This window comes from Paracoccus sp. L-17, from assembly GCF_056857655.1.
In genome coordinates, this window is record NZ_JBSXNM010000039.1 from 201889 (window position 1) to 215349 (window position 13461).

Genomic DNA, 13461 nt, shown 5'->3' on the forward strand with positions numbered 1-13461 from the left:
TGGTCGGTCTGCCCGTTGCTTCAATCCTCGGTCAGCTTTTCGTCCTCGCCGCCCGCGACGCCGAAATCCAGACCATGGCTGGCCCGGATCTTGTCCTCGATCGCATAGGCGATATCGGGATTGTCGCGCAGATATTGCTTGGCGTTCTCGCGTCCCTGGCCGATCCGTTCGTCGCCATGCGAATACCACGCGCCCGATTTCTCGACCACGCCGGCCTTGACGCCCAGATCGACCAGTTCGCCGACCTTGCTGATGCCCTCGCCATACAGGATGTCGAATTCGACCTGCCGGAAGGGCGGGGCAACCTTGTTCTTGACGACCTTCACCCGCGTCGTATTCCCGATCACCTCGTCGCGATCCTTGATCGAGCCGATGCGGCGAATGTCCAGACGCACGGACGCATAGAATTTCAGCGCGTTCCCGCCCGACGTGGTCTCGGGACTGCCGAACATCACGCCGATCTTCATGCGGATCTGGTTGATGAAGATGACCATGCAATTGCTGCGGCCGATGCTGGCGGTCAGCTTGCGCATCGCCTGGCTCATCAATCGGGCCTGCGCGCCAACCTGATGGTCGCCCATATCGCCCTCGATCTCGGCCTTGGGTGTCAGCGCGGCGACGGAATCGACCACCACCATGCTGACCGCGCCGGAACGGACCAGAGTATCGACGATCTCCAGCGCCTGCTCGCCTGTATCGGGCTGGCTGATCAGCAGCTCCTCCAGGTTGACGCCCAGCTTGCGGGCATATTGCGGATCCAGCGCGTGTTCTGCATCGACAAAGGCACAGACGCCGCCCTTCTTCTGTTCCTCGGCCACCGCATGAAGGGTCAGCGTCGTCTTGCCGCTGCTCTCGGGTCCATAGATCTCGACGATGCGCCCCTTGGGCAGACCGCCGATTCCAAGCGCGATGTCCAGCCCCAGCGATCCGGTCGAGGTTGACTCGATCTCGGCCACCGGATTGTCGGCGCCCAGTTTCATGATCGAGCCCTTGCCGAACTGGCGCTCGATCTGAGCCAGCGCGCTGTCCAGCGCCTTCTGCTTGTCCGCGCCGCGTTTGTCGTTCATGTCGAAAATGCTCGCCTGTGCCATGTCGTCCTCACATGTATTTCACAGCCATCCGGGCGTAGCAATCTGCCGGGCCGCCGCGAATTGTTCACTTCTTGTTCTCACGCCTGAATGCCCGATCCGGGACCTCGTTTCAAGTGAAATTGGTTAACCGAGGCGATTCTGCCTCCGATGATGCGCGACGAGCGGTTAACGAATCATTACCGGATTCCCCGATCGTCGGCTTTTGCCTGCCTTTGCCGTTTTTTTCGCCCCGCTCCGTGCCGGTCTGCTGATCCGATCCGGCGGGTCAATGCAGCGTCGGTCCCGGCGGCGCCGACAATTGACGTGCGACGGTCTGGGTCAATTCGGCCAGGGTGAAGGGCTTGGCGAGAAAGGCTGAATTCGGGACCGGCATGCTGCCTTCGCCGAAAATGTCGTCGGTATAGCCGGACATGAACACAACCCTGGTCTTCGGCCGGTCCCTCAGCGCGGTTCTGACCCAGCTTGGTCCATCCATGCCTGGCATCACGACGTCGGTGACAAAGACATCGATCTTCAGCCGGCTGTCGGACAGCATTTCAAGCGCGCTTTCGGCGCTGTCGGCTTCGTGAACCTCATAGCCCTTCAGCCGCAGGGCGCGGACCGCGAAGGCCCGGACAGGGGCCTCGTCCTCGACCAGAAGGACCGAGGCGGGATGGTCGGGGGCGTGTTCACGCCCCGATACCGGTTCGGGCAAGGCTGCGGGCGAACTTTCGGCGGCGGCATCATGCGCCGGAAAATACAGCGAAAAGCAGGTGCCTCGCCCAGGCTCGCTGTCGCAGAAGATATAGCCGCCGGTCTGCTTGACGATACCATAGGCCGTCGACAGGCCCAGGCCGGTACCCTCTCCGGTGCGCTTGGTGGTGAAGAACGGCTCGAAGATCTTGTCCAGCACTTCCGGCGACATGCCGCAGCCTTCGTCGGACACGCGGATGCGGACATAGCTGCCTTTCGGCAAATCGACCCTGTCACGCGACAAGGGTTTGTGCAGCGAGACGTTGTCGGCGCGAACGTTGATCTCGCCGCCCTGCGGCATGGCATCGCGCGCGTTGACCACCAGATTCATGATGACCTGTTCCAGTTGCCGCTTGTCCGCGCGGATCGGACGCAGTGCGGGATCGTTGGTGATCGTCAGCCCGACCCGTTCACCCACCAGACGGTTCAGCAGATGCGTCAGATCGGCCAGCGTATCGCGCGGGTCCAGCGTCTCCAGCCTCAGGGTCTGCTTGCGCGAGAAGGCCAGAAGCTGCCCGACCAGCGCCGCCGCGCGGTTGGTATTCTGGCTGATCTGGTCGAGATCCGCGAATTCCGGATCGCCCTTGTCGTGGCGCAACATCAGCAGATCGCAATGTCCCCGGATCGCCGTCAGAAGATTGTTGAAATCATGCGCGACGCCACCCGCAAGCTGCCCGATCGCCTGCATCTTCTGACTCTGCACGAACTGCGCCTCCAGCGTCTTCAGCGCGCTGGCGTCATGCAAGACCGCGATCAGACCCGGCTGATCGACGGGATCCGGGGCCAGGGCAACCTGGAAGTATCGATCGCGCGCAGGCTCGCCCGCGCGACCTTCGGCACCACGCATCCGCAGCATCTCGGCACGGCCGTCAAGCCGCCCCGACAGAGCGTCGATCAGCCAGTCGCCGATGGGCCGCCCCGGACCTTCCAGCAGCGATGAAAGCTGGATCGGCGTCTCGGACGGCAGGCGGCCATCCAGCAGCTTTCGTGCGGCGATATTGGCACGCCGGATCAGACCGTCCGGCGACAACCGAAGCAGCGCGACCGGCAGGGCGTCGAAATCGTCGTCCGGCCGCGCATGGCCCATGGCCGCGTCATCGACCGGAGACACGCCAGGCATGTGGAAAGACCACAATTGCAGTGGCGCATCCCTGGAGCGGGTCAGCGCGATCATGGCGCCGGTATCAAGCGCCAGCTCGGCGTATCCGCCCTTGCCCGCGCGGGCCAGCATATCCTCGGCATCGCCCTCGGCATCGGCGCGCATCTGCCCCAGCAGCGCCACGATATTGCGTCCCAGAAGATCGCCGAAGACCTCACTGGCCTCGTTTTGAAACAGAACCTGACCCTCGCCATCGCAGACCCAGACAGGTTCCGCGGCCAACGCCACCTCGCGGCGCAGCGCCGAAAGCCCGCGCCGGGCCATGTAGCCCTGAAACCCATGCGCCAGCGAAATCGCGCCGCCCAGCAGATACCACGCCACGGCGATGGTCGAGAACACGATCGCCGCGGCGCCGCTGGGATTGCCCGGCATCACCACCAGAATCAGCGCGCCGATCGCCATCGGCAGCAACAGCAGCGGCAAGGCAGCCATGGCGTTGCGCGACAATCCCAACATCCGGTCCAACTGATCCATCCGAATCGCCCTTCTGCGCGGTTTCGTTCTGGATAGGTCGGACGAGCTTAAGATTGCGTTAATGCGCCTGTGGACATTTTTCATCGCGACCGCTCCAGCAGGGCCAGGAAAAAGCCGTCGCTGGCGGACAGGGGCGACCAGCGATGCGCGCTGCGAAGGGCGAAATCCGGGCGGCGCGCCAGAAAGGCCGCGATCTGCCTGGTATTTTCGTCATCCAGCATCGAGCAGGTCATGTAGGCCAGCAGTCCGCCGGTCGCCACATGGCCCGAGGCGTCGTCCAGGATCCTTGCCTGCGCCGCGACAAGAGCTTGCAGATCGGGTTCGGACAAGCGCCATCGGGCGTCCGGGCTGCGCCGCCATGTTCCCGAACCGGAACAGGGCACGTCCGCCACCACCAGATCGAAGACCCCCGATGGCCGCGGCACGATCTGGACCTTCGCGCCGGACCGCGCCGCACGGACGGGCAGATCGCGCATCCGAGCGCGATCGGCGTCGTGGGCGGCGATCCGAAGGTTCTCGGCACGCCCGGCAAGGGCCAGCGCCTTGCCACCGCCGCCGGCGCAGTAATCGAGGATCCGCTGCCCCGCCCGAACCGGAACCGTCGCACAGGCCAGTTGCACCGACAGATCCTGAAGCTCGACCACTCCGTCGCGATAGGCGCGGCTGGTGGAAAGACGCCGCTCGTTGCGCGTGACGCGCAGCGCAGAGGGCAGTTGCAGGTGGGATTCGGCCGCGATCTCGTCCTCCGCCAGGGCTGCGAGGGCCTCGGGCAAAGTGGCGCGCAACGGGTTCACCCGCAACCAGACCGGTGCCCGCAGGCGCAAGGCCGCGGCCTCGTCATCGGCGCGCGGCCCCAGCGACGCCCGCCAGCGCGGCAGGATCCAGTCGGGAAGATCGATGGCATCGCCCGGATGGTCGGTCATTTCCTCGGCAGTCAGCGGGGCCGGGGCGTGACCCTCGCCGGTGAACAGCGCGCAGGGATCGCGGCCCTCGTCGCGCAGCAGGCCGATCATCAGGCCGCGCCCGCTCATCACGCCGCTACGATGGGCAAGGCTGTTGCGGCAGCGCAGGGCATGAAAGACCAGATCGCGGATGGCCGCGCGGTCGCCCGAGCCGGCAAAGCGGCTGCCGCGCGACCAGCGCAGCAGCGCCGCCTCGGCCGGATCGCCGGCGAGGATCCGGTCCAGGATATCGGCGGCGGCGGCAATGCGCGCGGCCGGTGTCATCGTATCTGTCCGGCCTGTCTCATGCCGCTCCTGCCTCACCGTCAATCCCTGTCGCTTTAGCGCAGGCTTGGCGCCGGCGAAACCGGCCGACGAAAAAGGGCGCCTCGCGGCGCCCTTCTCCCGATCACTGTCCAGGGGCGATCAGACCGAATAATACATCTGATACTCGACCGGATGGGGGGTATGCTCATAGGCATAGACCTCTTCCCATTTCAGCGCGATATAGCCTTCAAGCTGGTCGCGGGTGAACACGTCGCCCGCCAGCAGGAAGTCCATGTCCTTTTCAAGTTCCTCCAGCGCTTCGCGCAGGCTGCCGCAAACGGTCGGGATCTCGGCCAGTTCCTCGGGCGGCAGGTCATAGAGATCCTTGTCCGAGGCGGCGCCGGGATCGATCTTGTTCTTGATCCCGTCAAGACCGGCCATCAGCAGCGCGGCAAAGGCCAGATAGGGATTCGCCGCCGGGTCGGGGAAGCGGGCTTCGACGCGCTTGGCCTTGGGCGATTCCGTCCACGGGATCCGCACGCAGCCGGACCGGTTGCGGGCCGAATAGGCGCGCAGCACCGGCGCCTCGAAGCCGGGGATCAGGCGCTTGTAGCTGTTGGTCGCGGGATTCGTCAGCGCGTTCAGCGCCTTGGCGTGCTTCAGGATGCCGCCGATGAAATACAGCGCCTCCTGGCTGAGATCGGCGTATTTGTCGCCGGCGAACAGCGGCTTGCCCTCTTTCCAGATCGACATGTTGACGTGCATCCCGCTGCCGTTGTCGCCCTTCATGGGCTTGGGCATGAACGTCACCGACTTGCCATAGGCGGCGGCGACGTTGTGGATGACGTATTTGTATTTCTGGATATTGTCGGCCTGTTCGGTCAGCGATCCGAAGATCAGCCCCAGCTCGTGCTGCGCGCTGGCGACCTCGTGGTGGTGCTTGTCCACCTTCATGCCCATCCGCTTCATCGTGGACAGCATCTCGCCGCGGATATCCTGAGCGGCATCGACAGGGTTGACCGGGAAATAGCCGCCCTTGTGACCTGCGCGATGGGCCTGGTTGCCCATCTCGTATTCGGTATCGGTGTTCCACGCCGCATCGACGGCATCGATCTGGAAGGCCACCTTCTGCGGCGTCACGGAATAGCGCACATCGTCGAAGATGAAGAACTCGGCCTCGGGGCCGAAATAGGCCGCGTCGCCGATCCCGGACGATTTCAGGTAGGCCTCGGCCTTGACGGCGGTGCCGCGCGGATCACGGCTGTAGGCCTCGCCGGTATCGGGCTCGACGACGTTGCAGTGAACGCAGAGCGTCTTTTCGGCATAGAACGGATCGATATAGGACGATGCCGGATCGGGGATCAGCTTCATGTCGGACTGATCGATCGACTTCCAGCCCGCGATCGAGCTGCCGTCGAACATGAAGCCTTCCTCGAAGAAGTCCTCGTCGACCAGATCGACATCCAGCGTCACGTGTTGAAGCTTGCCCTTGGGATCGGTGAAGCGGACATCGACATAGGCGACGTCTTCGTCCTTCATCAATTGCAAGACATCCTTGATTTTCATCTCTTCCCTTTCTGCGTCATTGCGACCCGGCGTGTCAGGGCGCCGGGTGCGGAAGTGGTGTTGACCTTGCCGGTTCTCTTAGACTGCGTCGTCGCCGGTTTCGCCAGTGCGAATACGGATTGCCTGCTCGACAGGCGATACGAAAATCTTGCCGTCGCCGATCTTCTCGGTCCGGGCGGCGCCCACGATCGCATCCACGGCGGCCTCGACCTGATCGTCGGGCAACACCATCTCGATCTTCACCTTGGGCAGGAAATCGACCACGTATTCCGCGCCGCGATACAGTTCGGTATGCCCCTTCTGGCGACCGAAACCCTTGACTTCGGTGACGGAAAGACCCTGCACGCCGACCTCTTGCAGCGCCTCCTTCACATCGTCCAGCTTGAACGGCTTGATGATCGCCTCGATCTTTTTCATCACAAATGATCCTTCCTCGCGGCTTGCCTGACGTCTGATTGGCGGGTTTCATCACGCGGGTAAATGCGGCGCGGCGGGGATCGGGGGCGCAAACCACCGGACCGCGATTCATTGCCCGTTTTTAAGGCATAATGGCAATATATCAGGCAGACACAATGCTGACAGGCACGGAAATCCTGACCACCGCCCAAATGCGCGCCATCGAATCCGCCGCCATGTCCGGCGGCCGGGTTTCGGGACTGACCCTGATGGAGCGGGCTGGCGCCGCGGTAGCGGGCCAGATTCGCCTGCGCTGGCCCAGGCCGGGACAGGTCACCGTCCTGTGCGGCCCCGGAAACAATGGTGGCGACGGCTATGTGATCGCCCGTCATCTGGCCCGCGCGGGCTGGCGGGCACGGGTTCTGGGCGTGGACAGCCGGCGCGGCGCCGATGCCGCCGAGATGCAGCGACGCTGGCGCCAGATCGGCCCTGTCGAACCCCTGACCCGGCAATCCCTGCGGCGCGCCGAGGGCGAGGATCTCTGCGTCGATGCGATCTTCGGCACCGGTCTGACCCGCCCGCCCGAGGGCGCGATCGCAGACGTTCTGGCCGGCCTCGGGACAGACAGATTCGGGAACCGGATGGTCGCGGTCGATTGCCCCAGCGGCCTGTGCATGGACAGCGGCGCGATGCTGGGCAGGCCGCGCAAGGGCAGCCCGGATGATCCCCGCGCCGCGTTGACCGTGGCCTTCGACAGCCCCAAGCCTGGCCATCTCATCGGCCTCGGCCCTGTCCTCTGCGGTGATCTGGTGATCGCGGATATCGGGCTTTCAGGCTGGCGCGACCAAAAGCCCGTCCCGCCGTCGCTTGCAGCGATATGGCCTCCGATCGGCCCGACACGGATGCGCGAGTCCGGCATCGCAAGGCTGGCCAAACGATCGGATCAGGCGGCGCATAAATTCGTCCATGGTCACGCGCTGGTCCTTGCGGGTCCGGCCGGCAGGGGCGGTGCTGCGCGACTGACGGCGCGGGCAGCCCTGCGCGTGGGCGCCGGTCTGGTGACGATCGGCCCGCCCGAGGCAGCGATGGGCGATCATGTTGGACCGCCCGACGCGCTGATGCGGCGGTGTGTGGACAGCGCCGACGATCTTGAGCGGATGCTGAGCGACGCCCGGATCCGTGCTGTGGCGATCGGTCCCGGCTGCGGGGTGGACCGTGCGGGGGTCTTGCTGCCGGCGCTTCTGGCTTCGCGCCGGTCCTGCGTGATCGATGCTGACGCGATCACGGCGATTGCGGGGGCGCCGGCCATGCGCGCGACGCTGCACCAAGGCTGCGTGCTGACACCGCATGAAGGCGAATTCGCGCGGCTGTTTCCCGACCTGGCCGACCGTCTCGGGGCGCTGCCCGAGCGCGGCCCGGCCTTTTCCAGAATAGACGCCGCGCGCGAGGCCGCCGCGCGCTGCGGTGCGATTGTGCTGTTGAAAGGCCCCGACACGGTGATCGCTGCGCCGCCGTCCTGTGACGGCGCCAACCCGCATGGCAGGGTCATCATTCACTCCGCCTTCGACATTCCCTGGCTGGCAACGGCCGGCGCGGGCGACGTGCTGGCCGGGATCATCGCCGGCCTGCTGGCGCGCGGCCTGCCTGCGCCGGAGGCCGCCGGTTGGGGAACCCTGCTGCATGCCAAGGCGGCTCGCGCCTTCGGCCCCGGACTGATCGGCGACGATCTGCCCCAGACACTGCCCGCCGTCCTGCGAGAGATGGGCATGTGAGTCCGGCTTGGGACGGTTGGATGCTGTAATGGCGGACCCGGAGCGATTCGAACGCCCGACCCCCAGATTCGTAGTCTGGTGCTCTATCCAGCTGAGCTACGGGTCCGTCGTAGGGCGGTGGTCTACCCCCCCCTCCCAGCGGATGCAAGAGGGTGCGGCGCATTTTCCACGCCATTTTCCCTATCGCGCGGCGGCGCCCGCACGCGCCGGCAAGATCGCCATGTCGCGCGGAATGTGGATCATGAATTCGCTGCCCTCTTCGTCGCTGCGGACCAGTTCCAGCCGGCCCCCATGGCCGCGGATCAGATCGGCGGCGATGGTCAGGCCCAGTCCGGTGCCGCCCTTCCGCGAACTGCCGCTGAAAGGCTTGAACAGGTATTCGCGCGCCTTCTCGGGCAGACCCGGGCCCGAATCGCCAACGCGAATCCACCATTCGGAATCGGTCTCGCCCGCTCCGATCTCGATTGCGCCGGGGCTGCCGGTGCCCTCGATCGCCTGTCGCGCGTTCCGCGACAGGTTCGCCAGCACACGGTAAAGCTGATCGCGGTCGGCGCGGATCGTCAGGCTGGGCGCGATGTCGGTGACGAATTCGACCTGCCCCGCGGCTTCGCCCGCCAGCGTCTCGGCCTCGATCACCTCGGCGGCAAGCTGGGTCAGGTTGAAACGCGACAGGGACGGCGCAGGCTCTTCCGCCTTGCCGAAGGCCAGGGTCGTTTCGCACAGGTTCACTGCGCGAGAGATCGAGTTCACCAGCTTGGGCGCGGCGCGGCGAACCTTGGGATCGGCGCTATCCTCCAGCCGGTCGGCAAAGATCTGGGCCGTCGTCAGGATGTTGCGCAGATCGTGGCTGATCTTGGCCACAGCCTCGCCAAGCTGCGCCATCCTCTCCTTCTGCTTCAGCGACGAGGTGACGGTCTTCTGCATCGCCTCCAGCGCCGTTTCGGCGTCACGCAATTCGGCCAGGCGGGCGTTGGGGGTGATGATGTGGCGCGTGTTGTCGGGTTCCAGCGCGTAAGAGGTCATATGGCTGATCACGCGCCGGATCGGCACCAGGATCAGCCGCTGAGCCGCGATGTTGAGCAGGATCCCGGTCAGTATCGAAAACGCCGCCGACAGCACCAGCAACCGCAGCCCGTAATCGATCATCGCGCCGCGCAGGGGGGCGGTCTTCATGGTGATCTCGATCAGCTGGCCCGCCTGATTGACCGGAGAGCCGATGACGCGCACGGTTTCGTCCCTGTCGTCCAGCAGCGTGACCAGAGCATCGTCGATCGTCTGCACGACGCCTTCTTCGCGCAGATCGTAGGTCGCGCTGACCTGATCGCGGATGGGCGAGGACAGGACCAGCTGGCGCACGTTATCGCGGCGAAGCACAACGTTCAGCACGCCGGCATTCTGCAACAATTCCGATTCCAGGTCGCTGGTCAGCGATTCATCGGTCGCCAGCAGCGCCAGCGATGCGATCTGCGCCCGCTCCAGACGCGATTCCAGAAAGTCCAGCCGAAAGCGTGACAAGGCCGGCAGCAGGATGAACAACTCGGCCAGCACGACGAAAATGATCGTCAGTGCAGCGAATCGGCCGGAAATGGTGTTCAATCGCATCTTGTCCGGATCGTCTTGCTCGTCGCCTGCGTGTTTTCGGCTTTCGCGGGGCCGGTTTGCACATCAAACGAATGTGATCATTCGCTGGTTCCCTTTCCAGAGGCAGTCGGAAAGATTGCCGGCGGCAGTTGACGCGGGCTTTGGGCTGCATTATCCAGCGGACTTCCTGCAACCGGCGCATCGCGCGGGGTTATTGCCCCTGCACATCGCCATACGCAATTACAATTGATCGAAACCGCAAAAGACCGACCCGGAGACCGACCATGAAGCGCACTTTCCAACCGTCGAACCTTGTTCGTGCGCGCCGCCACGGCTTTCGCGCCCGCATGGCCACCAAGGGCGGCCGCCGCGTGCTGAACGCCCGCCGTGCCAAGGGCCGCAAGCGTCTGTCGGCGTAAGCCTTTCCGCCGGGTAACATCCCCGCACGTCGAGGCAATGACCATGCCGCCCCTGCCCCATCCCCGCGCTGAACCGCAGCCAAGGGATGATGGCGGGGCGGCATTTGCCGTGCCCCTCGCCGGATGCGGCAAGATGCCCGTGGTAATTGCGAATCGCGCCGGTTTTCTTGCCGCCGCACGCGCCCGGCGTCAGGGAACGCCGGGTTTCATGCTTCAGGCGCGGGATCGCGGCGATGATGGCCCGCTTCGCGTGGGCTTCACCTGCTCGAAGAAGATCGGCAACGCCGTTGCCCGCAACCGCGCCAGGCGCCGCCTGCGCGAGATCGCCCGGCTGGGCTTGCGGCATGGGGGGCGGGCTGGCTGGGACTATGTCCTGGTGGGTCGCCCCGAGGCGACGATCGCGCGCGATTTCGACGACTTGCAGCGGGATTTGTCGGTCGCGCTGCGCAAGATTCACCGATGAGCCCGCTGGCCCGCCTCCTGGCGCTGCCGGTGCGCGCCTATCGCCTGGTCGCTTCGCCCTGGCTGGGAAATGGTTGCCGCTTTCAGCCGACCTGCTCTGAATATGCGCTGGAGGCGCTGCAGCGACACGGCGCGTTCCGGGGGGGCTGGCTGGCAATCCGGCGCATCGCGCGGTGCCACCCCTGGGGCGGACATGGCCACGATCCCGTTCCCGGGGCCCGAGACTCGGGTCATGATCATGAATGAGAAGGCCCAGGCGATGCCGGATAACACTGACGATACCGAAATTCATCCGCTTTTCGCCGGCGCCCCCTCATCGACCGAGTTCCGCAAGCTGCGCAAGCGCCTTGTGCGCGAAACCCGCGCCGCGATCGAGGATTATGGCATGGTCCGGCCCGGCGCGCGTTGGCTGGTCTGTCTGTCGGGCGGCAAGGACAGCTATACGCTGCTGGCAGTGCTGCACGAATTGCAGTGGCGCGGCCTGTTGCCGGTGGACCTGCTGGCCTGCAATCTGGATCAGGGCCAGCCCGGTTTCCCGGCCACGGTCCTGCCGGAATTTCTGGCGGCGCGCGGCGTGCCACATCGCATCGAATATCGGGACACCTATTCGATCGTGAAGGAAAAGGTGCCGCAGGGACGGACTTACTGCGCCCTGTGCTCGCGGTTGCGGCGCGGCAATCTGTATCGGATCGCACGGGAAGAAGGATGTTCGGCTGTCGTTCTGGGACATCATCGCGACGACATTCTGGAAACCTTCTTCATGAACCTTTTTCATGGCGGTCATCTGGCAACCATGCCGCCGAAATTGCTGAATGAAGAAGGCGATCTGATGGTCTTGCGCCCCCTGGCCTTCGTGGCCGAGGCCGATTGCGACCGGTTCGCGCGGGCGATGGCCTATCCGATCATTCCCTGCGATCTTTGCGGCAGCCAGGAAGGCTTGCAGCGCGTTCAGGTCAAGAAATTGCTGGACGAATGGGAATCGCGCAGCCCCGGCCGCAGGCAGATCATGTTTCGTGCCCTGATGAATGCACGCCCTTCGCATCTGCTGGACCCGAACCTGTTCAATTTCGCCGGCCTCGTCGCGGATCGTTCAAATGCGATGCAAGCGGCTGACGATTCCCTGTGTGAACATTAACTGAACAACAAGCATTCTGCGCTAGACCTGCCAAAGGTAACCCGTGGAAGGGACAGAATGCGCCACCGAATGATGAGATCCGCGAACTGGCTGAAAACGCGACTGTTGCGTGACGGCAAGCCCCGCGATCGCACGGGCCCCCTCAGCGTCCTGCTGATGCGGCTCGAAAATTTCGATGTTCTGACCGACCATCTGGGCAGGGCCGGAATCGGGCACCTGCTGGTCAGCATCTGCATGAGGCTGAACCGCGCGATGCGCCCGGAAGATCCGGTGCAGATCATCGCGCCCGGCGTCTTCGCGGTCGTCGTCTCCGACCGCTGCGAGATCGAGGCGATGCGAATCGCCAGCCGTTTGCAACGCGAGGTGCAGCGACCGGTCGCAGCATCGGGGCGGACCGTGGCCCCGGTTCTGACCGGGGTCATGGTCCATGCCAATGCCGACGCATCGGCCGAACTGGCCGACATGATCGAGGATGCGCGCCATCGTCTGGAGCGGTTGGATGCGGAAGGGCTGGGCAATCTGCGTCTTTACAGTCACGATCCGCAGCGGATCACCGACGCCATCCCCGCCTGCGTCGCGGATGCCGTGGCCGACGGTCAGATCATCGCCTATTTTCAGCCGCAATTGTGTTGCCACACCGGCAAGGTCACCGGTTTCGAGGCGCTGGCCCGCTGGAACCACCCGGTCCACGGGATCCTGCCCCCCGCAGCCTTCATGCCCAAGATGACCGAAGCGGATCACGCCGCGCTCACGCTGTCGATGCTGCGACAATCGCTGGCGGCGCTGCAGCGGTGGGATAGCGAAGGCCGCGATGTGCCGACGGTGGCGTTGAACATATCGAACTGCGAACTGGGCGACAGCGGTTTTGCGGCCAGCCTGTTGTGGGAACTGGATCGCCAGAACATTCCGACCAACCGGCTGGTGCTTGAACTTCTCGAAAGCGTGGGCCCCGTCACCGCGAACAGCGAGGCCCGCGCCAATCTGGAAATGCTGTCCAAGGCGGGCTGCCGGCTGGATCTGGATGATTTCGGCACCGGATATGCCAGCCTGGATGCAATCCGGCTGTTCGGCGTGCACAGGATCAAGATTGATCGCAGTTTCGTGATGGGCTGCGATATCGACCCCGGCCAACAGCGAATGATCCTTGCCATCCTGGCGCTGGCAGAACATCTGGGCGTCGCGACGCTGGCCGAAGGCGTCGAGACCTCCGAGGAACATGCCTTTCTTGCCCAGATGGGATGCGATCAGGTCCAGGGATATTCGATCGCGCGCCCCCTGCCCCTCGAGGAAGCCTGCGCTTTTCTCGACGATCACGCCCGCCGCGCCGAATCGATGCGCCTGATGCCGCCCCGGAAGGCGGGCTGACACCGCCGCGACCCGCGGGTGCGACGGCCTTCGCGGTCGGCTATCTTGACGGCCAGCCCCCCCCGCGAAACGGACCGCGCAAAAGACGTCTGGCCCAATTC

At 64.8% G+C, this 13461-nt stretch carries 12 protein-coding genes and 1 tRNA gene; 6 read left to right on the top strand and 7 right to left on the bottom strand.

The features are described 5' to 3' along the window. Nucleotides 1-20: 20 nt before the first annotated feature. From recA to AC13CR_RS11095, 5 genes are all read right to left on the bottom strand, one after another. Nucleotides 21-1091 (bottom strand): recombinase RecA, encoded by a 1071-nt coding sequence (gene recA / locus AC13CR_RS11075; protein WP_292958595.1) that lies wholly within the window; start codon nucleotides 1089-1091, stop codon nucleotides 21-23. Nucleotides 1092-1356: 265 nt separating this feature from the next. Beyond that, complete coding sequence (locus AC13CR_RS11080) at nucleotides 1357-3456, bottom strand: hybrid sensor histidine kinase/response regulator (RefSeq protein WP_292977930.1); 2100 nt, start codon at nucleotides 3454-3456, stop codon at nucleotides 1357-1359. 80 nt (nucleotides 3457-3536) lie between these two features. Next, nucleotides 3537-4682 (bottom strand): RsmB/NOP family class I SAM-dependent RNA methyltransferase, encoded by a 1146-nt coding sequence (locus AC13CR_RS11085; RefSeq protein WP_446234830.1) that lies wholly within the window; start codon nucleotides 4680-4682, stop codon nucleotides 3537-3539. Between the two features lie 141 nt (nucleotides 4683-4823). Beyond that, nucleotides 4824-6230, bottom strand: a complete 1407-nt coding sequence (glnA, locus tag AC13CR_RS11090; protein WP_292958589.1) for a type I glutamate--ammonia ligase — start codon at nucleotides 6228-6230, stop codon at nucleotides 4824-4826. Nucleotides 6231-6308: 78 nt separating this feature from the next. Then, a complete protein-coding gene (locus AC13CR_RS11095; RefSeq protein ID WP_292958587.1) occupies nucleotides 6309-6647 on the bottom strand; it encodes a P-II family nitrogen regulator in 339 nt (112 codons plus the stop codon). A gap of 155 nt (nucleotides 6648-6802) precedes the next feature. Here AC13CR_RS11095 and AC13CR_RS11100 point away from each other — a divergent pair, with 155 nt between their 5' ends. Continuing rightward, on the top strand, nucleotides 6803-8398 hold the full coding sequence (locus AC13CR_RS11100; RefSeq protein WP_446232492.1) for an NAD(P)H-hydrate dehydratase: 1596 nt from the start codon (nucleotides 6803-6805) through the stop codon (nucleotides 8396-8398). Nucleotides 8399-8427: 29 nt separating this feature from the next. Here AC13CR_RS11100 and AC13CR_RS11105 read toward each other — a convergent pair. Beyond that, a tRNA-Arg gene (locus tag AC13CR_RS11105) sits at nucleotides 8428-8504 on the bottom strand. Between the two features lie 74 nt (nucleotides 8505-8578). Next, a complete protein-coding gene (locus AC13CR_RS11110) occupies nucleotides 8579-10000 on the bottom strand; it encodes a sensor histidine kinase (RefSeq protein WP_292958583.1) in 1422 nt (473 codons plus the stop codon). A gap of 263 nt (nucleotides 10001-10263) precedes the next feature. On the opposite strand from AC13CR_RS11110, the gene rpmH reads away from it, so the two are divergent. The 5 genes from rpmH to AC13CR_RS11135 all read left to right on the top strand — a co-directional run bounded on the left by rpmH (nucleotide 10264) and on the right by AC13CR_RS11135 (nucleotide 13360). Continuing rightward, the gene (gene rpmH, locus AC13CR_RS11115; protein ID WP_028725980.1) at nucleotides 10264-10398 is read left to right on the top strand and encodes a 50S ribosomal protein L34; all 135 of its coding nucleotides are present in this window, start codon (nucleotides 10264-10266) and stop codon (nucleotides 10396-10398) included. A gap of 43 nt (nucleotides 10399-10441) precedes the next feature. Continuing rightward, on the top strand, nucleotides 10442-10861 hold the full coding sequence (gene rnpA, locus AC13CR_RS11120; RefSeq protein WP_414692190.1) for a ribonuclease P protein component: 420 nt from the start codon (nucleotides 10442-10444) through the stop codon (nucleotides 10859-10861). After that, the gene (gene yidD / locus AC13CR_RS11125; RefSeq protein WP_292958570.1) at nucleotides 10858-11106 is read left to right on the top strand and encodes a membrane protein insertion efficiency factor YidD; all 249 of its coding nucleotides are present in this window, start codon (nucleotides 10858-10860) and stop codon (nucleotides 11104-11106) included. The genes rnpA and yidD overlap by 4 nt, the downstream gene beginning before the upstream one ends. Before the next feature lie 13 nt (nucleotides 11107-11119). Further along, complete coding sequence (gene ttcA / locus AC13CR_RS11130) at nucleotides 11120-11995, top strand: tRNA 2-thiocytidine(32) synthetase TtcA (protein WP_446233587.1); 876 nt, start codon at nucleotides 11120-11122, stop codon at nucleotides 11993-11995. A 69-nt stretch (nucleotides 11996-12064) separates the two neighbouring features. Further along, a complete protein-coding gene (locus AC13CR_RS11135) occupies nucleotides 12065-13360 on the top strand; it encodes a GGDEF domain-containing phosphodiesterase (RefSeq protein ID WP_292958566.1) in 1296 nt (431 codons plus the stop codon). Nucleotides 13361-13461 lie beyond the last annotated feature (101 nt).

What these genes read in the sequence shown, in the direction of transcription:
- AC13CR_RS11100 (WP_446232492.1), top strand. Translation starts at nt 6,803, where the DNA reads ATGCTGACAGGCACGGAAATCCTGACCACCGCCCAAATGCGCGCCATC.
- AC13CR_RS11135 (WP_292958566.1), top strand. Translation starts at nt 12,065, where the DNA reads ATGATGAGATCCGCGAACTGGCTGAAAACGCGACTGTTGCGTGACGGC.
- recA (WP_292958595.1), bottom strand. Translation starts at nt 1,091, where the DNA reads ATGGCACAGGCGAGCATTTTCGACATGAACGACAAACGCGGCGCGGAC.
- AC13CR_RS11080 (WP_292977930.1), bottom strand. Translation starts at nt 3,456, where the DNA reads ATGGATCAGTTGGACCGGATGTTGGGATTGTCGCGCAACGCCATGGCT.
- AC13CR_RS11095 (WP_292958587.1), bottom strand. Translation starts at nt 6,647, where the DNA reads ATGAAAAAGATCGAGGCGATCATCAAGCCGTTCAAGCTGGACGATGTG.
- AC13CR_RS11085 (WP_446234830.1), bottom strand. Translation starts at nt 4,682, where the DNA reads ATGACACCGGCCGCGCGCATTGCCGCCGCCGCCGATATCCTGGACCGG.
- ttcA (WP_446233587.1), top strand. Translation starts at nt 11,120, where the DNA reads ATGCCGGATAACACTGACGATACCGAAATTCATCCGCTTTTCGCCGGC.
- AC13CR_RS11110 (WP_292958583.1), bottom strand. Translation starts at nt 10,000, where the DNA reads ATGCGATTGAACACCATTTCCGGCCGATTCGCTGCACTGACGATCATT.
- glnA (WP_292958589.1), bottom strand. Translation starts at nt 6,230, where the DNA reads ATGAAAATCAAGGATGTCTTGCAATTGATGAAGGACGAAGACGTCGCC.
- rpmH (WP_028725980.1), top strand. Translation starts at nt 10,264, where the DNA reads ATGAAGCGCACTTTCCAACCGTCGAACCTTGTTCGTGCGCGCCGCCAC.
- rnpA (WP_414692190.1), top strand. Translation starts at nt 10,442, where the DNA reads ATGCCGCCCCTGCCCCATCCCCGCGCTGAACCGCAGCCAAGGGATGAT.
- yidD (WP_292958570.1), top strand. Translation starts at nt 10,858, where the DNA reads ATGAGCCCGCTGGCCCGCCTCCTGGCGCTGCCGGTGCGCGCCTATCGC.